Source organism: Neobacillus soli NBRC 102451, assembly GCF_001591665.1.
Taxonomy (GTDB): domain Bacteria; phylum Bacillota; class Bacilli; order Bacillales; family Cytobacillaceae; genus Neobacillus; species Neobacillus soli.
On the sequence record NZ_BCVI01000056.1, the window covers coordinates 21132 to 44629 of the forward strand.

A 23498-nucleotide genomic window follows, 5' to 3' on the forward strand; every position below is an offset into this window, starting at 1 on the left:
AAAAATGGAATTAGTTACACAGAATGAAAAAAATGTTATGATAACACCCCCGAAAAAAAGTTTATCACCTTGGGCACTTGCCCGTAAGAAATTTGTTAAGAATAAAATGGCAATGATTAGCTCTATCTTTTTATTAATTGTTGCAGTTATTTCCTTCCTGGCCCCATATATTACAACAGCGGATATTACACGAATTAACATTGGTGAAATGGCGTTAGAACCATCTAATAAACATTGGTTCGGAACGGATAAAGCTGGTCGGGATGTCTTTACGAGATTACTCTACGGCGGCCGAATCTCCCTATTAGTGGGAATGAGCTGTACATTATTTGTTATTCTTCTCGGCACTTTTATTGGTGCTGTGGCAGGTTATTTCGGTGGGGCAGTAGATAGTTTATTAATGAGATTTACCGACTTTATTTTAAACTTTCCGTTCCTCGTGTTTGTTATTGTTCTAAATGCGATTCTTTTTGGGAAAGTATCTGGATTATGGGTATTAATTGGCGTTATTAGTTTCCTTAGCTGGGGCGGAATTGCTCGGATTGTACGTAGTAAAATCCTTGCAGAAAAGGAAAATGAGTATATTACTGCGGCCATCGCCATCGGCTGTTCACCAGCTAAAATAATTGTCAAACACTTATTGCCAAATGTACTTTCCACAATCATTGTCCAAGCGACAATTACATTCGCAACAATGATTGTCGTTGAATCAGGTTTAAGTTACCTTGGATTTGGAGTACCACAAGAGATTCCAAGTTGGGGGAATATGCTGAATTCAGCAAATGAACCGGATGTGCTTCAATTCAAACTTTGGATTTGGGTACCGCCTGCACTGATTATTACCATTACCATTTTATCGATAAACTTCATTGGTGAAGGGTTAAAAGATGCTTTCAATCCTAAATCGAGAAGATAAAAATCTACCATACCTATATGGTAGATTTTCTTTTTCCTTCATTAATCAGTAAGACTTCACAAAACTTAGTGAACATAAACAAAGGTACATCCACATATACATAGTGATAATTAATGGACAAGTTCAGATAAAATATCAGGACTAATTTCTAACTGGAGCAAAATATATATTAAGGAATAATTTAACTAAGGTCTGCCCATACTGATTGACAAACAGTTTCTTGAAGTGAGGGGTTGTACAATGTTGTATCTTCATGATGTTTGGGTGAATTGGTTTGAAGGGGAGGAAAATGGTTATAATATATGCCATTTTCATGAATGGCGTAAAGATGACGGGGTGGAGCTGTTAGACCAGGTGCCACTGTTAAAAGTCGAGCCGATTCTTTTTAACTATATTGAGAATGACCTGTCAGAGGTACCTCAACAGCTTCTAGATGATATTTATCAGAAAGCCTATTTAAGGAAAAACCACGAAAGAGTTCAGCTCGATTATTGCTTTGTTGTTACAGATGGAACAGGAATTTTAGCCGTTGATACAATTGGCTACAATATCCCGATTCGAAAAAGCAGATTAATCCCAAGACAGGAACAGCTTGTCTATGAAATGATTGCTCAACATGAAGCTAATAAATATCATTTTTACGAGCAGCCAAAAACCAAGGATTTTCACATTCTTTCCCCTGAACCCGAACTAATGAGAGGGTTAACAAGGAAAGAACGACAATTAAAACAGTTGTTATTTATGGCCCTTGATCAATTGCTTTCATCAAATAATGAAGCAGAGGTCCGCTATTGGTTTACCGAGTGGTGTCCTGAGGATTATTCATCGATCCTGGAGTTAAATTTTGAAGACGCCTGGGAGCAGCTATTTGAAGAAACAAAGTATGGCTGGTCGAAAAGGCATGAAACATTCTGTGAGAATCTAATAAAAGGCCAGCCATTTTTTGAGAAGCTCTGGGAAATGGAGCATGGCCCAAAAGTAAACTAAAAGCCTGACCCAAAAGGTGTGTTCTACATACCTTTTGTGGATCAGGCTTTTTATTTGAAAAGCGGAAGCGCCCGTTTAGCTGCGTATGGACTGGAGCGCTTTGACTGAGATAAAGGAAACACGGAGAGCGGAGCGCATCCGTGCTTGACTTATCGTAGGGAAAAGAGCGAAGTCCACTAGCCGCTGGGCGCTGGAGCTAGACAGTTCTCTAAATTTAATGTTTAAACTAGTTTAGATTGAAGAAATATTAACGTCGTTTTCTACCAAGTCCCATTGCATTTTCCATCTTTTTAAGGGTTTTATTAGCCACGAGATTTGCTTTTGCTGCCCCCTCATCTAAAATACGATCGAGTTCCGTTGATTCCAGTAAGTGATAATATCTTTCCTGAATGGGTTTAAAGAAATTAACAACAACCTCCGCTAAATCACCTTTAAAATCTCCATACCCTTTCCCGTGATACAATTCCTCAATTTCCGATATTGTTTTTCCACCTAAAATAGAATAAATCGATAACAAGTTGGATATTCCCGGTTTATTCTCTTTATCAAATTTAACGATACCTTCTGAATCTGTTACAGCAGACTTAATTTTTTTTTCAATTTGCTTAATATCATCTAGAGGTGAGATATTGGCTTTTTTATTCGGATCCGATTTGCTCATTTTCTTCGTTGGTTCTTGCAATGACATAATCCTTGCTCCAACCTTTGGAATACTGATTTCGGGAATTGTTAAAACGTCATTGTATTTTTTATTAAATCTTTCTGCTAAATCCCGTGTTAATTCCATATGCTGCTTTTGGTCCTCGCCAACAGGGACGAGGTCCGTGTTATACAAGAGGATATCTGCTGCCATAAGCGGCGGATAGGTTAAAAGACTTGCCTGAACGGCATCTTTTCCAGTCGATTTATCCTTAAACTGGGTCATTCTTTCTAATTCGCCAATATAAGAAACGCATTGCATCATCCATCCCGCCTGTGCATGGGCAGGAACTTCTGATTGAATGAACAATGTTGCCTTTTCTGGGTCTAGACCAACCGCAAGATATAATGCGGCTAAACTTCTAATGTTTTTGCGCAGCGTCTGGGGATCCTGTGGAACGGTAATAGCATGCTGATCTACGATACAAAAAAAGCAATTGTAATCGTTTTGCATCTCGACAAACTGTTTCAATGCCCCAATATAGTTGCCAAGAGTAATCGTTCCACTAGGTTGAATACCTGAAAAGATTGTTTTCATTTTTAAAATCCTCCTAATAATATATAAAAAAAACCACTCGTCCCCCAAAATTGATAGGGACGAATGGTTCGCGGTACCACCCTAAATTACTCTGTAAAAGAGTCACTCAGTTCTAAGACATCGTTAAGATGACTTAAAGTCCTCTTAACGCAAGGAAAACGTCTACTCCTACTTTGTTCAGAAAGAAGCTCCAAAGTCCATTCCGTATTTTTTCGTGTTTGTTCCCACCAGCCACAAACTCTCTGAAACGAAGGGAAATACGTACTACTCTTTTTCATCACTTTACAGCTTATATTCGATTATTCACATTATAATTGAAGTACATATTATTTATCAAGTCAGTTAAAGATAATATATGAAAAGGGCAATCACCATGAAAAGCCCATTAAACAAGCCATAAAACAGCAAGGGTTTTTGATCAACCGTAATAAGTTCAGATAGCCGTGGAATTTCTTCAAAGCTTCTTTTATTTTGCCCTCTCGAAAAGAAAAGGTTAAATGACCTGGAGATGATATCATAGAACCCAGATTGGATCGTATAAAGCAATAAGGAAGTGAGTAGTAGAAAAGATGTAATGTAAAAAGATATATTGATATAGCTTACTAAAGAAATTTTATGGTGGAAAATAAAAGAAGTAACAAGTATTGCTAGCTGAATAAAAACCAAAATAATCAGTCTCTTTTTAAAACGAAAATTCACAAGAAAACCTCCAAAACATTGATTTACAAGGGATTTTGCTAAAGATATTATACAAAAAAATCTTTATAAATTAAAATTATAACACAACTAATTGTAATTATTACGTAAAATATGTATCCTTTCTGTTAATTAATTTTTAAAAAGTAATGTACAATTTTTTAAAAATCTGTATAATAGGGAATGTAGTAATTTTTCAGAATAATAGAAAAGGGAGGTCTACTAGTGAAGAAATCAAAACTTTCACTACTTTTAGTATTATCACTAGTTCTAAGCATGTTCCTAGCAGCATGTTCTGGTGGTAATAAAGACAATTCAAGCAAGGATGACGGAAAAGATAAGCCAGTTGCTGAAAGCAAATTAGCCGACAAACAAGAACTTAATGTTCTTGAATCTGCTGAAATTCCAACGATGGATAGCGTTTTAGGTACAGACGTTATGAGTTTCACAACTATGAATGCTGTTAACGAAGGTATGTATCGTTTAGATCAAGACCAAAAGGTAGTACCTGCTGGTGCAGAAGCGATGCCAGAATACAATGCTGATAAAACAGAATTAACTGTTAAATTAAGAAAAGATGCAAAATGGTCTAATGGTGATCCTGTAACTGCACATGACTATGTTTATGCATGGCAGCGTGCAATCAACCCTAAGACAGCATCTGAATACGGACCATACTTTATGGAAGGCAAAATCAAAAATGCTACCGAAATTGGTCAAAAGAAAGCAAAAGTAGAAGACCTAGGTATTAAAGCTGAAGATGATTATACTTTAAAAATTACTTTAGAAAGACCAATTCCTTATATTGAATCTTTCATTACATTCCAATTGTTCTATCCACAAAACCAAAAATTTGTTGAAGCACAAGGCAAAGATTATGCAAAGGATGCTGCACATGTCCTTTACAATGGTCCATTTAAGATGACAAAATGGAATGGTCCTACAGCAACTGAATGGGTATTAGAGAAAAATGAAACGTATCATGGTGCAAAAGACGTTACATTAACAAAAATCAACTTTAACGTTTCTAAAGATCCTCAAGCATCTGCCAATGCATTTACTGCAGGGGAAGCTGATATTACACCGAAACTTGCTCAAGCAGCAATTATTTCACAATTTGAAGGATCTGATGAATTAATTCAATACCAAGAACCAACAATTTTCTGGATCAAAATGAACCAAAAGAATAAAGCGCTGAAAAATGTTAATATCCGTAAAGCTATTGCATTGTCTGTTGACAAACAAGCATTGGTTGATGATGTATTAGCAAACGGTTCAATCGCTGCTGATTTCTTTGTTCCAAAAGCATTTGCATTTGATACAAATGGTAAAGACTTCCGTGATACTACTGATTCTTACCAAAAAACGAATAAAGAAGAAGCTAAAAAGCTTTGGGAAAAAGGTTTAGCTGAGGTAGGTATGAAAGAAGTAGCCCTTACTTATGTTGGTGGCGATACTGAAACATCTAAAACGACTGATGCATTTGTTAAAGATCAGTTAGAAAAAGCCCTTCCAGGCTTAAAACTAACGATTAACAGTGTTCCATTCAATATTCGTATCGACCGTGAACAAAAAATGGATTACGATTTATTATTCAGTGGTTGGGGACCAGACTATGCTGACCCAATGACATTTATGGATTTATACCTTACTGGTGGGGACCATAATAAAATGGATTACAGCAATCCAAAATATGATCAGTTAGTTAAATCTGCACAAACAGATTTAGCTGCCAAACCTGAAGAACGCTGGAAAGCACTGCAAGAAGCTGAAAAAATTATTTTAGAAGATGATGCAGCTCTTGCTCCAATGTATCAACGTTCTGTTAACCTTTTGATCAATCCTAAGGTTGATGGATTCGTTCACCATGCATTCGGTCCTGACTATAGTTACCAGTGGATTAAAATCCTTAAAAAGTAACTATACTAACCAAATAGGAAGAGAGTATATTAAAAAATATACTCTCTTTTTACCTGTATCGGAATTGTCGAAAAACGTCGAAAATTTAACCAATTAGGAGGTGCGAGCATGGCAAAATATATACTGCAACGTGTAATCTATATGGTTATCACATTGTTTATTGTTGCTTCCATTACTTTTTTCCTCATGAAGCTAATTCCAGGGAGCCCATTTAAAAGTTTTACCAAGCTCACAGAATTCCAGCAAACCCTTTTGTTAGAAAAGTATGGCTTAAACGATCCATTGCCTGTTCAGTATTTTAATTATATGAAGAATACGGTAAAGGGTGATTTGGGAATCTCCTTTCAATTTAATAATACTCCAGTAACTGAACTTCTTGCGAACAGAATTGGTCCTTCAGCAATCTTAGGTTTACAAGCCATGGTTGTTGGCGCACTATTTGGTATCTTTTTAGGTACAATTGCTGCACTAAAACAAAACACTTGGATTGATTATGGGTCTACCTTTATTGCCGTCATTGGTAAATCAGTCCCATCATTTATTTTCGCGGGATTACTTCAATATTATCTAGCAGTAAAATTACACTGGTTTCCAGTTATGTTATGGCGTGGTCCAGAATACACGATACTTCCAACGATTGCTTTAGCCATGTTCCCTATATCGATTGCAGCCCGTTTTATGCGTACAGAAATGATAGAAGTACTGGGCTCCGATTATATTACTTTGGCAAGAGCAAAGGGTGCCAGCCGCTTTCAAATCAGTATAAAGCACGCATTAAGAAATGCATTGATTCCAGTTGTTACCGTTTTGGGCCCATTGGCTGTAAGCTTGATGACGGGGTCACTAGTAATTGAACGGATTTTTGGAATTCCGGGACTGGGAGAACAGTTTGTTAAATCAATTGATTCGAACGATTATCCTGTCATTATGGGTACCAATATTTTATTTGCTGTTTTATTCGTAGTTATAATCTTAATTGTTGATATTCTTTATGGATTTATCGACCCACGTATTCGTATTTCGGGGGGGAAAACTAAATGATCAACAAAGAAAATATCATTACAAAAGATATGTTTGCACCCGCTCATGTTGATCCGTCAAAAAGTGAAAAAATTTCAAAGCCCAGCTTAAACTTTTGGCAGGATTCATGGCTCCGGGTTCGGAAAAATAAAGGGGCAGTTATCAGTCTCGTAATCCTTGCTATTATTATTATAATGGCGTTTGTGGGTCCATTGATTACGCCCTATGCCTATGATACGCAGAATACAAAACATAATAACCTTCCTCCTCGAATAAAGGCCTTGGAAAATGTTCATTGGCTGCCGTTTGATGGTACATTGAAGAGACACAACGGTGTTGAATATAATGCTTATGAGGTGCGTAAGGTAGATGCTTATTATTGGTTTGGTACGGATAACCTCGGACGTGACCTGTTTGCCCGTTCTTGGAAAGGTACACAAGTATCTCTATTCATTGCCTTTGTGGCAGCATTAGTAGATATGCTTGTTGGGGTTTCGTATGGTGCTATTTCCGGCTATTTAGGCGGCCGTACAGATAGTCTTATGCAGCGGTTTATAGAAGTTATTGTCGGCATACCGAACTTAATCATTGTAGTGTTAATGATTCTTGTATTGAAACCAGGGATTATTCCGATTATTATCGCCTTAACCATCACAGGCTGGACAAGTATGGCACGTGTAGTACGGGCGCAAGTGCTAAAGTTCAAAAACCAAGAATTTGTTTTGGCAGCAAAAACCTTAGGGGCATCAGATACCTCTATTGTATTCAAGCATATGATTCCAAACATGTTTGGCGTTATCATTATTAATACCATGTTTTCTATTCCGAATGCGATTTTCTTCGAAGCCTTTCTAAGCTTTATTGGGCTGGGACTGCAAGAGCCAAATGCATCCTTAGGGACCTTGGTAAATGATGGGTTTAAATCAATGATTGCCTTTCCATATCAAATGATTATTCCTTCCGTCATGATTGCATTAATCATGATTTGCTTTAACTTAGTAGCTGATGGATTACGTGACGCTCTAGATCCAAAAATGCGTGATTAGAAGGCAGGTGAATTGTAAATGGAGAAAATATTACAAGTAAAAGATTTAAATATATCGTTTCATACCTTTTCTGGGGAAGTTAAAGCAATTCGTGGTGTCAGCTTTGACCTATTAAAAGGAGAAACGCTGGCTATTGTAGGTGAGTCAGGTTCCGGAAAATCCGTTACAACAAAAGCAATTATGCGATTACTACCAGAACACAATTCAGAGATAAAAAAGGGAGAAATCCTTTTCAACGGTAAAGATCTTACAAAGCTTACAGACAAACAAATGCAAAAAATTCGCGGTCATGATATTTCGATGATCTTCCAAGATCCGATGACATCGTTAAACCCGACGATGAAAATCGGTAATCAAATTATGGAACCGCTCGTTAAGCATCAAAATATGAGCAGTCATGCTGCGAAGGAAAGAGCGCTTGAATTATTAAAATTGGTCGGAATTCCAAAGCCAGAAATCAGGATAAATCAGTATCCACATCAATTTTCAGGCGGAATGAGGCAAAGGGTTGTCATTGCTATTGCATTGGCATGTAATCCTAAAGTTCTTATCGCAGATGAACCGACAACGGCACTTGATGTAACCATTCAAGCACAAATTCTTGAACTAATGAAGGATTTGCAAAAAAAAATCGATACATCTATTATTTTTATTACGCATGACCTAGGCGTAGTTGCCAATGTTGCCGATCGAGTTGCGGTAATGTATGGTGGCAAAATCATTGAAATTGGGACCGCTGATGAAATTTTTTATAATCCACAGCACCCATATACATGGGGATTAATCAGCTCGATGCCAGACATGGAAACAGATGATGATGAACTATTTTCTATTCCAGGAACACCTCCTGATTTATTAGATCCACCAAAGGGTGATGCGTTTGCTCCCCGGAATCCATATGTTATGAAAATTGATTTGGAGCAAGAGCCACCGTTCTTTAAGGTGTCTGATACTCATTATGCAGCTACATGGCTATTGCATCCTGATGCACCTAAGGTAGAACCGCCAGAAGCTGTTAAAAGACGACAAAGTCAATTCTCTTCCATAGCTGGAACAGCAAGCGGAGACGTAAGGTTAGAAAAAAGTAACTTCCCTGGAACAAAGGAGGGAAAGTAAATGGCTAATAAAGAAAAATTACTTGAAATAAAAAATTTAAAACAATATTTTAATGAAGGTAAAGCGAATGAAGTAAAAGCAGTTGACGATGTTTCGTTTGATATCTTTAAAGGTGAGGTTATGGGACTCGTGGGTGAATCCGGCTGTGGAAAATCCACAACAGGACGGACCATTATTCGTTTGTACGATGCTACTGGGGGAGAGGTCTTATATAACGGGACCAACGTTCATGGCAAAAAGTCGAAACACCAACTTAAAGAATTTAACCGGAAAATGCAAATGATTTTCCAAGATCCATACGCCTCCCTTAACCCAAGGTTGAAAATTGCAGATGTTATTGCCGAGGGAATTGACATTCATGGTTTAGCCAAATCAAAGAAGGAACGGATGGAGCAAGTATATGAGCTCTTAGAAACGGTTGGATTGAATAGGGAACATGCAAACCGCTATCCACATGAATTTAGCGGCGGCCAGCGTCAGCGGATTGGGATTGCCCGTGCCCTTGCTGTCCAACCAGAATTTATTATTGCGGATGAACCGATATCGGCATTGGACGTTTCCATTCAAGCACAGGTTGTTAATTTAATGAAAAAGCTGCAAAAGGAGAAAGGATTAACATATCTTTTCATAGCACATGACCTTTCGATGGTAAAATATATTAGTGATCGGATTGGTGTTATGTATTATGGTAAGATGGTTGAGTTAGCTTCGGCTGAAGATCTTTATAAAAACCCGCTTCATCCTTATACGCAATCACTATTATCTGCAATTCCCGTTCCTGATCCAATCAGTGAACGATCACGTAAACGTAAATCATATGATCCTGCCAGCCATAATTACGATAATAATGAATCCGTTGAATTTAGAGAAGTTACTCCTGGGCACTTTGTCCTTTGTTCGGAGAAAGAATTTAATCAATATAAAGTAATATCCAAGCATTAAAAAAAACGATCTCGGTTTTGAGATCGTTTTTCCTTTTTATAAATTATTTACGATTACCCCCGACTGTTTTCCAGCCTGTCTGGTATTTGGCACTTTCGTCGACAAATTCCGAGCGGTTTCTTCCACCGAAAACCTTTTCACCGAAACTGTTTGTTATAACTCCCATGAGGGCTGTAATACCTATGATTAGTAATGCAACAATGGTTAAATCAGTTATGTAAGAACCCATGTTAATCCCCCTCCAATTATTTACAAATTAGAATATTTATCATTCCATTTAAATATCCTCTTATCCTTATTTTAAAAGAACTTGCTCCTTATTGAAAGAGGAAAATTAAAAACCCGATAGAAATTTGCTGAAGGAATGAATGCGTTTTCATTGATGTCGTTTTAATTGAGAATTAAGTTAATATAAAATTAAGCTTACACTAGTAAAATAAATTAGGTCAGCTGTTTATACCGAACTTTCGTGCATACCCTCAAAAGATTCATTCTTAGCAACGAAGTTTTTGGTAAGGAAATAGAATAAAATAAAATGTTCAAGATAAAATAGTTAAAATTTATGAAACTTTTGAGGGAAATATTCGTCTAAAATAATGTAGTTGTGTTTATTGAATGTATTTGTGCAGTCAATTAATTTTTTTGAAAAGGGATACCTTTTTTAGAATCTGTGGTGTATAATTAATGATATAAATTACTTATTTATAATTATTTTAATTAGTAATGTAAAATATATCCGTTTGAAAAAGTTTTATTTCCACCATAAGGGGTATTATAAAAATTAATCGTAAATAATAGAGGAGTGTGAATAACGGATGGTAACACTATACACTTCACCAAGTTGTACATCATGTCGAAAAGCTAAATCATGGTTAGAAGAGCATGAAATCCCATACACAGAGAGAAATATTTTCTCTGAACCATTATCAATGGAAGAGATTAAAGAAATTCTTCGGATGACTGAGGATGGGACAGATGAAATTATCTCAACCAGATCGAAGACTTTCCAAAAGTTAGACGTTAACCTTGACGCGATGCCACTTCAAGATTTATTCGGATTAATAAAAGAAAATCCAGGCCTGTTGCGTCGACCAATAATTATCGATGAAAAACGGCTGCAGGTTGGCTATAATGAAGATGAAATCAGACGGTTCCTGCCAAGAAGAGTGAGAACGTTCCAATTGCGCGAAGCACAACGATTGGTAAATTAAATAATCAGGCCTTCTTCTGGAGGTCTTTTTTTGTATCTAAAAATAAAAAGATAAACATTTGTGGTTTTAGTACCATTTTGCTACAATAAAAGGAATATTTTAATGTTGGAGAAATAGGCATTATAATGGTTTTTTAGATTTTAGCCTTTTTTATTTCCCTTATTAGTACTTTTGTCATAAAATAAAAGTACAAGAGTATTTGCCTTTTTCTTAAAGAATAATTCTTTTTGATTTAAGTAAATGCTAAGGCATTATCTGCTTGGGGGTATTTAGTCCCTTCAATCTGGAAAACGGAAGGGAGAGGTTTTGATGGAGATTGAACGCATTAATGAAAATACAGTGAAATTCTACATTTCCTATGGTGATATAGAAGAAAGAGGCTTTGATCGTGAGGAAATTTGGTACAATCGAGAACGAAGTGAAGAACTCTTTTGGGAAATGATGGATGAAGTCCATGATGAAGAGGAATTCGCTGTCGAAGGTCCACTTTGGATTCAAGTCCAAGCACTTGATAAAGGCTTGGAGGTTCTTGTAACTAAAGCACAGCTTTCAAAAGATGGACAAAAGTTTGAGCTCCCCATTCCTAATGATAAAATAAAAGATTTAGCCGTTGATGATAATATTGAAGATCTCTTGGATCAACACTTCAATCCGAATCTTGCTGATGAAGATGATATTTTGCTTGAAGAAGAAACATTGGAATTTCTCCTTGCATTTAAAGACTTTGAAGATGTTATCAGTTTATCACATCGGCCAGGATTGGATGATTTGGTGACAATGCTTTATCATCTTGACGGAAAGTATTACCTATATACAGAATTTCCAGAAGAATTATTTGAAGAAGAAGAAATTGATGATATACTAAGTATTTTGCTTGAGTACGGCCATGAAACACAGCTGACTATTCATCGCATTCAAGAATATGGAAAAGAAATAATTCCTGAAAATGTTTTTTCAGTATTGCGAAAGCATTTTAACTAATAAGTGTACCGATTTCACAATTGAAATCGGTATTTTTAATATTAAAATATAAGGGAAATTTTGGTGGTGAGTGGATGAAAAACACGGTAAGGGTTGTCCTTTTTATGGCGGTTTTATCCGTACTATTGTTTTTCTTTAAGGATCAATTGAAAAGTGGTATCCTTGGATTCCTAAGCGTTTTAATTTCGCTTTCCGTTATTTTTATCGGGTTTGTAATATTTCTTGAAAACCGTCATCCAACACAAACAATCACATGGTTAGTGGTATTAGGGAGTTTTCCCCTAGTTGGTTTTGTTTTTTACCTCCTTTTTGGCCGCAATTATCGCAAAGAGAAAATGTTTCGAAAGAAATATTTCCTTGATAAACAAGCTTTTCTAACGGTTGAAGTGGAAGACGATCCTAGGCGTGAGGAGAAACTTAGCCTTATGGGGCAGCACCAGGGGAAATTATTTACCTTGGCTCACAAACTAGGCAACAGTCCGATTTCTTTTGACACCTCAACAAAGATATTAACAAATGGGGAAGAAACCTTTCATCATATCCTTGAAAAGTTAAAAAAAGCACGGCATCATATCCATCTTGAATATTACATTGTCCGTCACGATCGTATTGGACAGGAAATTAAAAATATCCTTATTGAAAAAGCAAATCAAGGTGTCAAGATCCGCTTTCTATATGACGCTGTGGGATCTTGGCAGCTTTCAAAGGGATATATTAATGAATTGAAAAATGCCGGTATTGAAACGGTCCCATTTGGGCCTGTAAAACTGCCTTTTTTAAATAATAAATTTAATTTCCGCAACCACCGAAAAATCATTGTGATCGACGGAACCATTGGTTTTGTGGGTGGATTGAACATTGGTGATGAATATTTAGGGAGAGACAAGGATATTGGCTTTTGGCGCGATACACATTTAATGCTGCGCGGGGAAGCTGTTCGAACACTGCAGCTTATCTTTTTACAGGACTGGTATTATATGACCAATCACAGCTTTTTAACAGCGGAATACTTATCACCACAAATTGATCATATAGGTCACGGCGGTGTTCAGCTGATTGCTGGTGGTCCCGATAATGAATGGAGTGTCATCAAAAATATCTTTTTCTCCATGATCGCAAGTGCTGAAAAGTCAGTTTGGATTGCGTCACCGTATTTTATTCCGGATGAGGATATTTTCTCAGCTATAAAGGTAGCTGCACTCAGTGGAATCGACGTACGACTGCTTGTTCCGAACCGGCCTGATAAACGGATTGTCTTTCACGCGTCAAGATCTTATTTCCCTGAGCTTTTAGAGGCAGGGGTTAAGGTGTATGAATATGAACGGGGCTTTATGCACAGTAAAATTGTCATTGTTGATGAAGAACTTGCCTCGATTGGAACATCCAATATGGATATGAGAAGCTTTCATTTAAATTTTGAGGTAAATGCATTCTTATTTAGGACAAAAAGTACACAGAAGCTTGTTGCTGAATACGTAAAAGACCTCGAATCTGCTAAACAACTAGAATTAAAAACATTTCAACAAAGACATTTAGGGTTTAGGTTACTGGAATCGACAGCGCGGCTGCTTTCACCACTCTTGTAAGGATAAAACAAAAATCTTGTCGAAATGGCAAGATTTTTTTTAAAATTAAAAGGAATTGCAACTGAAATAGTCGAATTATTAGGAAGAAAGGAGGAGAGATAAACTTGTTAACCGCACGAACGAAAACTGGCAAAATAATTTGCCTTGGCTATGATTACAAAAAGGAAACACTTTTGTACTTTCGCAGTAAAGAAGAATTCATTTGCCCAATTTGTGGGGAGAGTGTACTGCTAAAATTGGGAGACCAGCGGATTTTTCATTTTGCCCACAAACAGGGAAGTACCTGCCGCGATTTTTATGAAAGTGAGTCCGTTTACCACATGGAAGGGAAGCGGCAGCTCTATCAATGGCTCATCCGGCAAAAGGTTCCCTCGGTTTTGGAGTACTATGATCGAGAGATTCAGCAGCGTCCCGACATCATGTTCAAGTATAATGGAAAGAAATATGCCCTAGAATATCAGTGTTCCACATTACCAGAAAAGGTTTTTATCAAAAGGACGCAAACGTATCTCGAAAATGATTACATTCCGCTCTGGATTCTCTCTAGCACCCATATTCATCAAAAGAGGAAGGATATTGTTTCATTATCTAACTTTCATTATTTATTTTTACGAACTACGACAACAGGAAAGTTTTATATTCCCGCTTATTGCCCCGATCAACATCTTTTTCATTTAGTTGAATCGATTACTTCTTACTCCATAAAAAATGCTTTCATCCAACATTCTCTTTATCCGCTTGAAAAAACAAAATTAGATGGCTTATTGGAACCCAAAATGGGCAATCACCTTAATCTATCAAGTTGGAATAGGGAAATAGAAAAATTCAATCTAAATTGGACTCTTCATCCGGGAAAAGGGCAAAAAACTTTTCTTTATGAAATTTATAACAAAAATATGAACCTGTTCTTATTACCGCCAGAAATTGGCCTTCCCGTTCCACATTCGATACTCATTCAAACTTCCCCAGTCATTTGGCAAACGTATTTATTTCTAGATGTTTTGGCCAACAAGAATCTCGATGATTTGATTACTCTCCAAGAAATAAACATGCATTTTAAAAAGAGAATCAGCCGAAAAGAGATTGTCTTAAGAAAATTGCCCCAGCTTGAGGGACTTAATCCCTTAAGGGCTGAAATGGAATATCTCATGCAGTTAGTCCAGTTGGGTATTTTAACTAGAAAAGGAGAAACTATTTTTCAAATGAGGCGAAAAATAATCATTCCAAAATCGAATCGTGAAAGGGAGGAGGCAAAGCTTCTATTTTATAAAAAAAATAGTCATATTCTTTTTAAAAGTTAAATGAAAATAGTCATCCGGGCATAATATAGGTGAGAGTACTTGCTTCTTTTCCACAATTTTAAAAGGGGAAATGAAAGGTTAGGGAGAATATTATTAAGAGTGAGGACACTCACAATTCGAATTTGAATGGAGGAAGAATAATGGAAAATGAAACTGCAGTTAAGTCGCTGCCGGCACGAAGTGAGATTCCTGTGGAAGACACTTGGAAATTAGAAGATATTTTTGCAAATGATCAGGAATGGGAAAAAGAATATCAAGATGTATTGGGACAAATTCCTGGAATTAAAGAATTTGAAGGTAAATTGGGGGAAAGTGCGGAAACACTTTTTAAAGCTCTACAGTTCCAAGATAAGCTGTTAGAACGAATTGGCAAGCTATATACATACTCTCATATGCGTTACGACCAAGATACAACGAACTCCTTTTACCAAGGGTTAGATGATCGGATGAAAAATCTCTATTCACAAGCCGGCAGTCAATTGGCTTTTATCGTACCGGAAATCCTGTCTTTGGACGAAAGCAAAGTAACAGGATTTTTGAATGAGAAACCTGAATTAAAGCTTTATGAGCACGCGATTGCTGAAATAAATCTGCAAAGACCGCATGTGTTGACTGCTGAGCTGGAAGCATTATTAGCGGAAGCAAGCGAGGTGATGGATGCCTCTAGCAATACATTTGGGATGTTGAATAATGCCGACCTACAGTTCCCATCTATTAAAGATGAGAACGGTGAAGAAGTTGAAATTACCCATGGGCGTTATAGCCGTTTTTTGGAAAGTGGGGTTCAGCGTGTAAGGCATGATGCGTTTAAAGCAGTGTATAAAACGTATGGTGATTTCAAAAATACATTTGCAAGCACCCTAAGCGGCAATGTAAAAAAGGATAATTTCAATGCTAGAATAAGAAAATATGACTCGGCAAGACATTCAGCCCTTTCTGCCAATAATATTCCGGAAAGTGTTTATGATAATCTAATTAATACGGTTACTGATAATCTTCATTTATTACATCGCTATGTGAAGCTTCGTAAAAAAGTATTAGGCCTTGATGAACTGCATATGTATGATTTGTATACACCGCTTGTCAAGGATGTGAAAATGGAAATTAAGTATGACGAGGCACGGGATATGGTCCTTAAGGGCTTAGCCCCATTGGGAGAGGAATATTCACAAATATTAAAAGAAGGCTTTGAAAACCGCTGGGTTGATGTTCATGAAAATAAAGGAAAGCGGAGCGGCGCCTACTCTTCTGGTGCATACGGTACCCATCCGTATATTCTGATGAACTGGCAGGATAATGTAAATAACCTATTTACCTTGGCCCATGAATTTGGACATTCCGTGCACAGCTACTATACACGAAAATCACAGAAGTATCCGTATGGAAATTATTCTATTTTTGTTGCGGAAGTGGCTTCAACCTGTAATGAGGCATTGCTAAATGATTACTTATTAAAAACCATTGATGACGAACAAAAACGGATTTACCTGCTTAATCATTATTTAGAGGGCTTCAGGGGTACCGTCTTCCGTCAAACAATGTTTGCTGAGTTTGAGCACATGATTCATCAAAAGGCGCAAAATAATGAAGCCTTAACAGCAGAAGCACTAACAGAAAGCTATTACGCATTGAATAAAAAGTATTATGGTGAAGAGGATATTGTCATTGATAAGGAAATCGGCTTAGAATGGTCGAGAATTCCCCATTTTTATTACAATTATTATGTTTACCAGTATGCAACAGGCTTCAGTGCAGCCACCGCCTTAAGTAAGCAGATTTTAGAAGAAGGCGAACCAGCAGTGAAACGTTATATCGATTTCCTAAGCGCCGGAAGCTCGGATTATCCGATTGAAGTCCTGAAGAAGGCAGGCGTCGATATGACAAGTGCCGATCCGATTAAAGATGCTTGTAAGGTATTTGAAGAAAAACTTAACGAATTAGAACAGCTTTTGTCATAAGAAAAAGGGGATGGCGCCGAATTTGGCTCCATCCCTTTTAAAAACCTCTAAATCTTTTTCGATCATTGAGATAATGGATGAGGAAAAAAATAGATAAAAATAAAATGGGCGCACTAAGTAAAAAGGGAAAGATCTTCAATAATGCGAGTAATTGGAGAAAAAAAGCAGTCATAATAAAGAGAATCATAATAATCAGAGGAAATTTGCTCACAGTAATAGTCCACCTTTTTTGTGATACTTATAAATATGTCTATTGTCCATCACCTGAAATTATGACTTTATGACAATAATGTGAAAAAGAGCACAAACTTATTGTTGTCGTTTTAAAATCATGCTATATTATATACATGAAGTTGATCACTACAAACATATACCCCTTTGTTTGACCGTGATAGATTTCTCCCATCCCCTTTGTTCGTATAATAGAAAAATGCCTTGCAGTGTGAAAGCTGCAGGGCATTTTTATTTTTCGTGATTGTTAAAAAAACAAAGGCTGATTCCTTTTGAAATAAGCCTTTGTCTACTCTTCGATATATCTCCAAAATGTGCCGTATTTTGCTGGTATCTGTTCAACTACTTGCTTTAATAGTAGTTTCTTCATTTCCCGTTCAATTTGCGAAATAGACATATTATAAACCACGGCAATTTCCTTTGAAGCGACAAATTTAAAGAATTCCATGAATACCTCTAAAGGCGGTGGTGGAGATTGAATTGGTTTTTCAGAAAGCATTTCCTCTAGAATTTGGACATAAATCTCATATGGATACGTGCCTGTAATCTTAATACCTTCATCCTCCGCATTTTCATTAAAAAATACTAAGGTAGGAATTTCTTGTACTTCCATTTCAGAAGTAATTTTTAAATCACACTGGAAGGCTTTTGCAGCACTTTCAGAATGGATATCATTGATGAATTCCTCAATATCCAAGCCTAAGCTTTTCGCACAATCTACCAATACTTGCAAATTGGAGATATTTTGCTTTTCTAAAAACAACATCTCCTGAATTCTTCTAAGGAAACGCAGCCCTGCTCGTCTCCCTTGTAATTCAGCAGCTTTTAGGGCAATCGAAACAGTATATGGTGTGTCCACCGGATTCTCCAGCCAAAGGCTGCCATCGCATGACATTCCCGATCTACTCGCTGTCTTCTCCCAAACTTGAGCCATACTTTCATAATCCTTTTTTTTACTCATATTTAAATTGGCCAACCGTCCACTTAAAACATTCTTGAGCGAGAAGTACCGACCATATTCGATTTGGAGCTTCTTTAGTATTGGTTCAAGTGCCCAGCATTCAGGACATAATGGATCAATAAACATATAAATTTCAATCGGTCTTTTTTCGCTGCCACGACAACGCTGCTTTGTCCCAGGTGATTTAGGGTTATTCAAAATTTTCACCCGATATCTGGCCATCATCGTCAGGCGTATTTATCATGTGCTGGGCAGTAAGATAGAGTCGGGAGTATAAATCATTTCTTTGTGGACCTTGTAAGCCAATTTTGTCCATCGCTTGTGTCATGCAAGCTAGCCATGCTTGCGACCGGGTCGGCGTAACGGGAAAAGGTAAATGACGAGCACGCATCATCGGATGACCATGCTCTTCCGTATAAAGGGGCGGACCACCTAAATATTGAGTTAAGAATTGCTTTTGTTTCCGAGCAATTTCAGAAAATTGGTTCGGGAAAATTGGAGCAAGATCAGGATGTTGTGCAACGAGGCCATAAAAAGTGTCTACAAGACGATGTAGTGTATCTTCACCAATGGCCTCAAATGGTGTAAGCTTTTTCTCAATCATGTTGACAACTCCTTTAATATCTTTTGTAATCTTATTTTAACAATGCCTTTTTCATATCTCAAATTAATTGCTTTGCTAAGGATCATTTTAAAGTAAAGACAATATTAATGTATACAAAGGTCCCGTATCTTAGCAGAATTTGATGGTAATTGTCAGATGGAAATAAATCCTTGACGGGAATTGTCAATCATTCGTTCGTTTAATCTTGCTGTTTTTGTTTCTGATTATAAAAGCGGCGAATTTTATTTTCTGTATTTCGCTTTGGAATCTCCAATCGAAGAAGCAGTTCCAAAAAAATCTGCTGGCCGGCCTGAATGTCTTTAACCTCATATTCTAATTCATAGTCTTCTTTATTTAGATAGATACTGTGGTCTAGTACAAGCAAACCTTTCTTGTATTCCCATTCTACCCGATTTGTTTTCAGCGAACCAAAATATACGAGTTGCGAAAAGGAAATACCATATTCTTCTATTAGACGTTGGATTATCCCAGTTGGCAGATTGCCATGTTCAATTGCTAGTAAGGCTTCATTTTTACTTAAATTCTGATTGGTTTCTAGAAGTCCAATCGTTGCTGGCTGTTTTAAGGTCAATTCGTAAGACCCCCGTTTTTGGCGAATCCTTAATGCAGAACCCTCTCTCATTAAAGCAAAATCAGCTGTATCAAAGTAATGGTTTTCTTGGCTAAAAATTTGCGTTTCGGTAATCAAAAACTTTTTAAGAAACAGTTCATATTCTGCTTTTGTAAGCATATTTTTAAATTCAATTTCAATATTTTGCGACATCGCTCGTCGTCCCTTCACTTCATTCTTTTAAATATCACTTCTTCAATCTAACTACAATCCTTGGGGGAAATGGATGAATTATGCTAAAATAGGGAGGTGGAAGATGGAGGTATAGGGATGAAAAAAACAATTACAATCTTAAATGCAAACATAACCGAAAACAAGCTAATGTTAGAAACAAATGAATCCATCAATGGGCTGGTTCCCGGTGAACAGCTTCTTGTGGATTCCGACCAATACGCTTTCATTTACCTAATGGAGGATAAAGATGATTATACATATATTGTTTTACCCGAACAAATCTGGCCGCTTTTAAAAACTGCTCAGGCTGAATTAATCCCTATATGGGTTACTTTTAATGAAGAGCAAACAGTGCTTAGCAATTTCCATGACGAATTAGAATATGTAATCAGCAATATTAAAGGTAATAGTAATTATGGGAATGAATTAGTCACAAAAGTAGAGAGTATTTTCTTAACATAATTTGTTTTTATTGAGGTGGAGTTATGAAGCACTGGGACCAATTTTTAGCCCCATATAAGCAGGCTGTTGCTGAGCTGAAGATAAAATTAAAGGGGATGAGGGGGCAATTTGAATTTGATTCTGCTCATTCCCCAATTGAATTTGTTACCGGCAGAGTAAAACCAATTGCAAGTATTCTCGATAAGGCGAATCAAAAAGGTATTCCGCTTGAAAGATTGGAAGAAGAAATGCAGGATATCGCGGGTATGCGGATCATGTGTCAGTTTGTCGATGATATTCATACTGTTGTCAATTTATTAAGAAATCGCAATGATTTAGAAATTGTGGAGGATAGAGATTATATTTCCCATAAAAAAACAAGCGGGTATAGGTCCTACCATGTGGTCATTCGGTACCCGGTTCAAACCATTCATGGGGAAAAGATGATTCTTGCCGAAATTCAAATCAGAACGCTGGCAATGAATTTTTGGGCGACGATTGAACATACATTAAGCTATAAGTACAAGGGGATTTTTCCAAGCGATATTCAAATGCGGCTTCAAAGAGCATCCGAAGCAGCCTTTCGTTTGGATGAGGAAATGTCTTTGATACGCGGTGAAATTCAGGAGGCACAGGCATTTTTTTCAAGAAAGAAAGAGTTGAAACAAGAAGAAAAAGACTAGTGAAATGACCATCCAAAGCAATACAGTACAAGGAGTATGTAGATGATGAAATTTGCGATTACATCAAAAGGAGATCAAAAATCAAATATATTGATGCACAAAATGAGGACGTATTTACTTGATTTTGATCTTAAGTACGATGAGGACCAACCGGATATCGTTGTTTCTATTGGCGGCGATGGTACACTGCTCTACGCCTTTCACCGCTATAGTAGCCGTTTGAACAAAACAGCCTTCGTTGGAATACATACGGGACATCTTGGTTTTTATGCGGATTGGATTCCTGATGAAATTGAAAAGCTTGTGATTGCGATAGCCAAAACCCCTTATCAGGTCGTGGAATACCCGCTGCTTGAGGTCATTATCCGTTATACCCATGCGGGGCAGGAATCAAGGTATCTGGCCTTAAACGAATCTACTGTCAAAAGTGTCGAGGGGACGCTTGTTATGGATGTTGAAATCCGCGGTCAGCATTTTGAACGGTTCCGTGGTGACGGCCTATGCGTTTCCACCCCTTCTGGCAGTACGGCATATAACAAAGCACTTGGCGGAGCAATTATTCATCCATCTATTTCCGCGCTTCAAGTCGCTGAAATGGCATCGATTAATAACAAGGTCTTTCGAACGGTAGGTTCACCGCTCATCCTGCCAGCACATCATACCTGCATGCTTAAGCCAGTTAACCGGTCTGATTTTCAAATCACTATTGACCATCTGACACTGCTTCATAAGGATGTAAAGTCGATTCAATTTCGGGTTCCTGAAGAAAAGATTCGTTTTGCTCGCTTCCGTCCGTTTCCTTTCTGGAAAAGAGTCCATGATTCATTTATTTCAGATTGAGAAGCAGGTAACGTTATGATGGCATCTCTATTTTCTATGACGTGGGCAATTGATGGCGGCAGTGCAGGAATGCTTGTCAGAGAATTTTTAAAAAATAAAGAGGTTTCACGCACAGCTTTAACGGATATTAAGTTTAAAGGTGGCAGTATTCAGGTTAATGATGAAGAAGTGAATGTGCGTTACAAGCTGGCAGCGGGCGATAAATTAACAGTTATTTTTCCTGTGGAGCGCCCAAGTGAGGGTTTAAAAGGAGAAGATATCCCGCTAACAATTTTGTTCGAAGACGAATTTCTGCTGGTAGTAAATAAACCGGAAGGGATGAGTACGATTCCGTCGCGTGAGCATCCGGATGGCAGTCTCGCAAATGCGCTTATCGGTTATTATCAACACAGCGGTCTGCAGGCAACGTCGCATATCGTAACAAGGCTTGACCGGGATACATCGGGGCTAGTTTTGGTGGCTAAGCATCGCCATGTCCATCATTTATTTAGTCTGCAGCAGCGGAGCGGGCAGGTTAAGCGGACATATGAAGCTTTTGCCGGAGGTTCTCTTGTGCTAGATGGAGGAACGATAAAAGCGCCAATCGGGCGGAATGCCGATAGTATTATCGAAAGAGAAGTCCGTGATGACGGTCAATATGCTTGTACACATTATCGCGTGATCAAAAGGCATCAGGCATTTACACAGGTTGAGCTGAAGCTCGAAACCGGCCGGACTCATCAAATAAGAGTTCATATGTCCTATCTGGGACATCCGCTGCTCGGTGATGATTTGTATGGCGGCGATGTATCCTTAATTACCAGGCATGCGCTTCATTGTAAAAAAATCAAATTTAGGCACCCATTTTCGCTGGAAGAAATGTCCTTTACGGCATCGCTGCCATCAGATATGCGTGAAATATTAGAGGCTGACCCGCTTTTTTAGAGGGTTAGCCTTGTTTTTTGGGGGGGCAGGAATTTCCAATTAATATCTAGGAAATGTCGTAAGTTTGGTAAAATAGGTAGTAAGTGTCCGTAAATAGGTGGTAAGTGACGAAAAATATGTAGTAAGTACTCGAAATTTCGATAGATTTCCAATTAATATCCAGGAAATGTCGTAAGTTTGGTAAAATAGGTAGTAAGTGACCCCAAATAGGTAGTGAGTGACGATAAATAGGTAGTAAGTGACACAAAATCCGTCGTAATGGACACAAAATATGTAGTAAGTTCCCATAATTCCCGTAGAAGCCTTATTAATCAGTCAAATTGTTTAAATTTTTCCCCGATATATGGCATAGTAGAAACAACCCCGACTAATTCCATGTCGGGATACCTTAATGCGGTGAGCATACCGCCGAAGACCGCACCGGTATCAATATTATAGGTATTGTTGATGATTCGCGGCTCATGAACGGGGGTATGCCCGTAAACAATACAGGCATCACCGTGATACTCTTTGGCCCAATCCTTTCTTACTGGTGAACCGTCGGGATGCTTTTCCCCCGTAATATCACCGTAAAGAACAAACTCCTTGACCTTTGCATGGGTTTGGCCGATAAATTCCTGTTTAATGCCTGCATGGGCAATAACAAGCCTTTGGTTATCTAATACTAAATAAAGAGGAGCCTTTTCATAAAGATCGATAAATTTTTTGCGAATGGATTGCTGGTCTTTTTTATATAATGATTCATACTCAGCAACTGTCGTCTCCAGCCCGTGAGCAACTTGTACTTTATTCCCTTGGAAGAACCGGTATAGTTTATTGCAATGATTTCCCGGCGTATAATACGCCCGTTTATCCTTAATGACGAGCTGCCATACAATCTCTATTACCTTAAGGGAGTCTGGTCCTCGGTCAGTTAAATCACCAACGAAACCAAGCAGCCTGTCATCTTGGTGGATAGGAATTCCACTGCTCCAGCTGTAACCGAGTTCTCGGGTAAGCTCCTTCAATTCTTGTAGACATCCGTGGATATCGCCGATAATATCAATTTTCATAAGTAACAGCCCCCTAAATAATATTATTTTTCCTGGAAAA

The 23498-nt window shown here is 37.7% G+C and carries 24 protein-coding genes and 1 other annotated feature; of the genes, 16 read left to right on the top strand and 8 right to left on the bottom strand.

All coding sequences use genetic code 11. The features are described from left to right. Positions 1-4 precede the first annotated feature (4 nt). Positions 5-916, top strand: a complete 912-nt coding sequence (opp4C, locus tag BSO02S_RS19060; RefSeq protein ID WP_066071153.1) for an oligopeptide ABC transporter permease — start codon at positions 5-7, stop codon at positions 914-916. Positions 917-1156: 240 nt separating this feature from the next. Then, positions 1157-1903 (top strand): YjbA family protein, encoded by a 747-nt coding sequence (locus BSO02S_RS19065; RefSeq protein WP_066071156.1) that lies wholly within the window; start codon positions 1157-1159, stop codon positions 1901-1903. Positions 1904-2150: 247 nt separating this feature from the next. Here BSO02S_RS19065 and trpS read toward each other — a convergent pair whose 3' ends face one another. Beyond that, a complete protein-coding gene (gene trpS, locus BSO02S_RS19070; protein ID WP_066071159.1) occupies positions 2151-3140 on the bottom strand; it encodes a tryptophan--tRNA ligase in 990 nt (329 codons plus the stop codon). A gap of 52 nt (positions 3141-3192) precedes the next feature. Further along, positions 3193-3427, bottom strand: a binding site (T-box leader). Between the two features lie 55 nt (positions 3428-3482). Next, on the bottom strand, positions 3483-3839 hold the full coding sequence (locus tag BSO02S_RS19075; RefSeq protein ID WP_066071162.1) for a DUF3899 domain-containing protein: 357 nt from the start codon (positions 3837-3839) through the stop codon (positions 3483-3485). Between the two features lie 222 nt (positions 3840-4061). Between BSO02S_RS19075 and BSO02S_RS19080 the strand changes: the two genes are divergently transcribed. From BSO02S_RS19080 to BSO02S_RS19100, 5 genes are all read left to right on the top strand, one after another. Next, the gene (locus BSO02S_RS19080) at positions 4062-5756 is read left to right on the top strand and encodes a peptide ABC transporter substrate-binding protein (RefSeq protein WP_066071164.1); all 1695 of its coding nucleotides are present in this window, start codon (positions 4062-4064) and stop codon (positions 5754-5756) included. Positions 5757-5864: 108 nt separating this feature from the next. Beyond that, complete coding sequence (gene opp3b, locus BSO02S_RS19085) at positions 5865-6797, top strand: oligopeptide ABC transporter permease (RefSeq protein WP_066071167.1); 933 nt, start codon at positions 5865-5867, stop codon at positions 6795-6797. Beyond that, a complete protein-coding gene (opp3C, locus tag BSO02S_RS19090) occupies positions 6794-7822 on the top strand; it encodes an oligopeptide ABC transporter permease (RefSeq protein WP_066071170.1) in 1029 nt (342 codons plus the stop codon). Before opp3b ends, opp3C begins: the two co-directional genes overlap by 4 nt. A gap of 18 nt (positions 7823-7840) precedes the next feature. Further along, complete coding sequence (locus tag BSO02S_RS19095; RefSeq protein WP_066071174.1) at positions 7841-8938, top strand: ABC transporter ATP-binding protein; 1098 nt, start codon at positions 7841-7843, stop codon at positions 8936-8938. After that, positions 8939-9880, top strand: a complete 942-nt coding sequence (locus BSO02S_RS19100; RefSeq protein WP_066071177.1) for an ABC transporter ATP-binding protein — start codon at positions 8939-8941, stop codon at positions 9878-9880. 43 nt (positions 9881-9923) lie between these two features. Here the strand turns inward: BSO02S_RS19100 and BSO02S_RS19105 are convergent, their stop codons facing one another. Beyond that, positions 9924-10109: a hypothetical protein gene (locus tag BSO02S_RS19105; protein ID WP_066071180.1), complete on the bottom strand. Its 186-nt coding sequence runs from the start codon at positions 10107-10109 to the stop codon at positions 9924-9926. 586 nt (positions 10110-10695) lie between these two features. Between BSO02S_RS19105 and spxA the strand changes: the two genes are divergently transcribed. The 5 genes from spxA to pepF all read left to right on the top strand — a co-directional run bounded on the left by spxA (position 10696) and on the right by pepF (position 16917). Further along, positions 10696-11091, top strand: coding sequence for a transcriptional regulator SpxA (spxA, locus tag BSO02S_RS19110; RefSeq protein ID WP_066071183.1), 396 nt, complete (start codon positions 10696-10698; stop codon positions 11089-11091). A 309-nt stretch (positions 11092-11400) separates the two neighbouring features. Next, positions 11401-12072 (top strand): adaptor protein MecA, encoded by a 672-nt coding sequence (mecA, locus tag BSO02S_RS19115; protein ID WP_066071186.1) that lies wholly within the window; start codon positions 11401-11403, stop codon positions 12070-12072. 74 nt (positions 12073-12146) lie between these two features. Further along, positions 12147-13658 (top strand): cardiolipin synthase, encoded by a 1512-nt coding sequence (gene cls, locus BSO02S_RS19120; protein ID WP_066071189.1) that lies wholly within the window; start codon positions 12147-12149, stop codon positions 13656-13658. 104 nt (positions 13659-13762) lie between these two features. Then, on the top strand, positions 13763-14959 hold the full coding sequence (locus BSO02S_RS19125; RefSeq protein ID WP_066071192.1) for a competence protein CoiA: 1197 nt from the start codon (positions 13763-13765) through the stop codon (positions 14957-14959). Between the two features lie 140 nt (positions 14960-15099). Next, positions 15100-16917: an oligoendopeptidase F gene (pepF, locus tag BSO02S_RS19130; protein WP_066071195.1), complete on the top strand. Its 1818-nt coding sequence runs from the start codon at positions 15100-15102 to the stop codon at positions 16915-16917. A gap of 37 nt (positions 16918-16954) precedes the next feature. Here the strand turns inward: pepF and BSO02S_RS28725 are convergent, their stop codons facing one another. The 4 genes from BSO02S_RS28725 to BSO02S_RS19150 all read right to left on the bottom strand — a co-directional run bounded on the left by BSO02S_RS28725 (position 16955) and on the right by BSO02S_RS19150 (position 19497). Next, the gene (locus tag BSO02S_RS28725) at positions 16955-17104 is read right to left on the bottom strand and encodes a hypothetical protein (RefSeq protein ID WP_501193487.1); all 150 of its coding nucleotides are present in this window, start codon (positions 17102-17104) and stop codon (positions 16955-16957) included. Between the two features lie 333 nt (positions 17105-17437). Continuing rightward, complete coding sequence (locus BSO02S_RS19140; RefSeq protein WP_066071299.1) at positions 17438-18331, bottom strand: ClpXP adapter SpxH family protein; 894 nt, start codon at positions 18329-18331, stop codon at positions 17438-17440. Next, a complete protein-coding gene (locus BSO02S_RS19145; RefSeq protein ID WP_066071200.1) occupies positions 18300-18713 on the bottom strand; it encodes a globin domain-containing protein in 414 nt (137 codons plus the stop codon). Before BSO02S_RS19145 ends, BSO02S_RS19140 begins: the two co-directional genes overlap by 32 nt. 199 nt (positions 18714-18912) lie before the next feature. Continuing rightward, complete coding sequence (locus BSO02S_RS19150; protein ID WP_066071203.1) at positions 18913-19497, bottom strand: CYTH domain-containing protein; 585 nt, start codon at positions 19495-19497, stop codon at positions 18913-18915. Between the two features lie 117 nt (positions 19498-19614). On the opposite strand from BSO02S_RS19150, the gene BSO02S_RS19155 reads away from it, so the two are divergent. The 4 genes from BSO02S_RS19155 to BSO02S_RS19170 are packed head-to-tail and all read left to right on the top strand — an operon-like array spanning position 19615 to position 22406. After that, positions 19615-19980, top strand: coding sequence for a UPF0738 family protein (locus tag BSO02S_RS19155; protein ID WP_066071206.1), 366 nt, complete (start codon positions 19615-19617; stop codon positions 19978-19980). Positions 19981-20003: 23 nt separating this feature from the next. Next, positions 20004-20642 carry a GTP diphosphokinase gene (gene yjbM, locus BSO02S_RS19160; RefSeq protein WP_066071209.1) on the top strand — a complete coding sequence of 213 codons (639 nt, stop codon included), beginning with the start codon at positions 20004-20006 and terminating at the stop codon, positions 20640-20642. A 45-nt stretch (positions 20643-20687) separates the two neighbouring features. Further along, entirely contained in the window at positions 20688-21482 is a 795-nt protein-coding gene (locus tag BSO02S_RS19165) for an NAD kinase (protein ID WP_066071302.1), read from the top strand. 15 nt (positions 21483-21497) lie between these two features. Next, the gene (locus BSO02S_RS19170) at positions 21498-22406 is read left to right on the top strand and encodes an RluA family pseudouridine synthase (protein ID WP_066071212.1); all 909 of its coding nucleotides are present in this window, start codon (positions 21498-21500) and stop codon (positions 22404-22406) included. A 311-nt stretch (positions 22407-22717) separates the two neighbouring features. On the opposite strand, the gene prpE is transcribed toward BSO02S_RS19170, so the two are convergent. Continuing rightward, positions 22718-23458, bottom strand: coding sequence for a bis(5'-nucleosyl)-tetraphosphatase PrpE (gene prpE / locus BSO02S_RS19175; protein ID WP_066071214.1), 741 nt, complete (start codon positions 23456-23458; stop codon positions 22718-22720). Positions 23459-23498 lie beyond the last annotated feature (40 nt).

What these genes read in the sequence shown, in the direction of transcription:
- opp4C (WP_066071153.1), top strand. Translation starts at nt 5, where the DNA reads ATGGAATTAGTTACACAGAATGAAAAAAATGTTATGATAACACCCCCG.
- BSO02S_RS19065 (WP_066071156.1), top strand. Translation starts at nt 1,157, where the DNA reads ATGTTGTATCTTCATGATGTTTGGGTGAATTGGTTTGAAGGGGAGGAA.
- trpS (WP_066071159.1), bottom strand. Translation starts at nt 3,140, where the DNA reads ATGAAAACAATCTTTTCAGGTATTCAACCTAGTGGAACGATTACTCTT.
- opp3b (WP_066071167.1), top strand. Translation starts at nt 5,865, where the DNA reads ATGGCAAAATATATACTGCAACGTGTAATCTATATGGTTATCACATTG.
- opp3C (WP_066071170.1), top strand. Translation starts at nt 6,794, where the DNA reads ATGATCAACAAAGAAAATATCATTACAAAAGATATGTTTGCACCCGCT.
- BSO02S_RS19095 (WP_066071174.1), top strand. Translation starts at nt 7,841, where the DNA reads ATGGAGAAAATATTACAAGTAAAAGATTTAAATATATCGTTTCATACC.
- BSO02S_RS19100 (WP_066071177.1), top strand. Translation starts at nt 8,939, where the DNA reads ATGGCTAATAAAGAAAAATTACTTGAAATAAAAAATTTAAAACAATAT.
- BSO02S_RS19105 (WP_066071180.1), bottom strand. Translation starts at nt 10,109, where the DNA reads ATGGGTTCTTACATAACTGATTTAACCATTGTTGCATTACTAATCATA.
- spxA (WP_066071183.1), top strand. Translation starts at nt 10,696, where the DNA reads ATGGTAACACTATACACTTCACCAAGTTGTACATCATGTCGAAAAGCT.
- mecA (WP_066071186.1), top strand. Translation starts at nt 11,401, where the DNA reads ATGGAGATTGAACGCATTAATGAAAATACAGTGAAATTCTACATTTCC.
- cls (WP_066071189.1), top strand. Translation starts at nt 12,147, where the DNA reads ATGAAAAACACGGTAAGGGTTGTCCTTTTTATGGCGGTTTTATCCGTA.
- pepF (WP_066071195.1), top strand. Translation starts at nt 15,100, where the DNA reads ATGGAAAATGAAACTGCAGTTAAGTCGCTGCCGGCACGAAGTGAGATT.
- BSO02S_RS28725 (WP_501193487.1), bottom strand. Translation starts at nt 17,104, where the DNA reads ATGATTCTCTTTATTATGACTGCTTTTTTTCTCCAATTACTCGCATTA.
- BSO02S_RS19140 (WP_066071299.1), bottom strand. Translation starts at nt 18,331, where the DNA reads ATGGCCAGATATCGGGTGAAAATTTTGAATAACCCTAAATCACCTGGG.
- BSO02S_RS19145 (WP_066071200.1), bottom strand. Translation starts at nt 18,713, where the DNA reads ATGATTGAGAAAAAGCTTACACCATTTGAGGCCATTGGTGAAGATACA.
- BSO02S_RS19150 (WP_066071203.1), bottom strand. Translation starts at nt 19,497, where the DNA reads ATGTCGCAAAATATTGAAATTGAATTTAAAAATATGCTTACAAAAGCA.
- BSO02S_RS19155 (WP_066071206.1), top strand. Translation starts at nt 19,615, where the DNA reads ATGAAAAAAACAATTACAATCTTAAATGCAAACATAACCGAAAACAAG.
- yjbM (WP_066071209.1), top strand. Translation starts at nt 20,004, where the DNA reads ATGAAGCACTGGGACCAATTTTTAGCCCCATATAAGCAGGCTGTTGCT.
- BSO02S_RS19165 (WP_066071302.1), top strand. Translation starts at nt 20,688, where the DNA reads ATGAAATTTGCGATTACATCAAAAGGAGATCAAAAATCAAATATATTG.
- BSO02S_RS19170 (WP_066071212.1), top strand. Translation starts at nt 21,498, where the DNA reads ATGATGGCATCTCTATTTTCTATGACGTGGGCAATTGATGGCGGCAGT.
- prpE (WP_066071214.1), bottom strand. Translation starts at nt 23,458, where the DNA reads ATGAAAATTGATATTATCGGCGATATCCACGGATGTCTACAAGAATTG.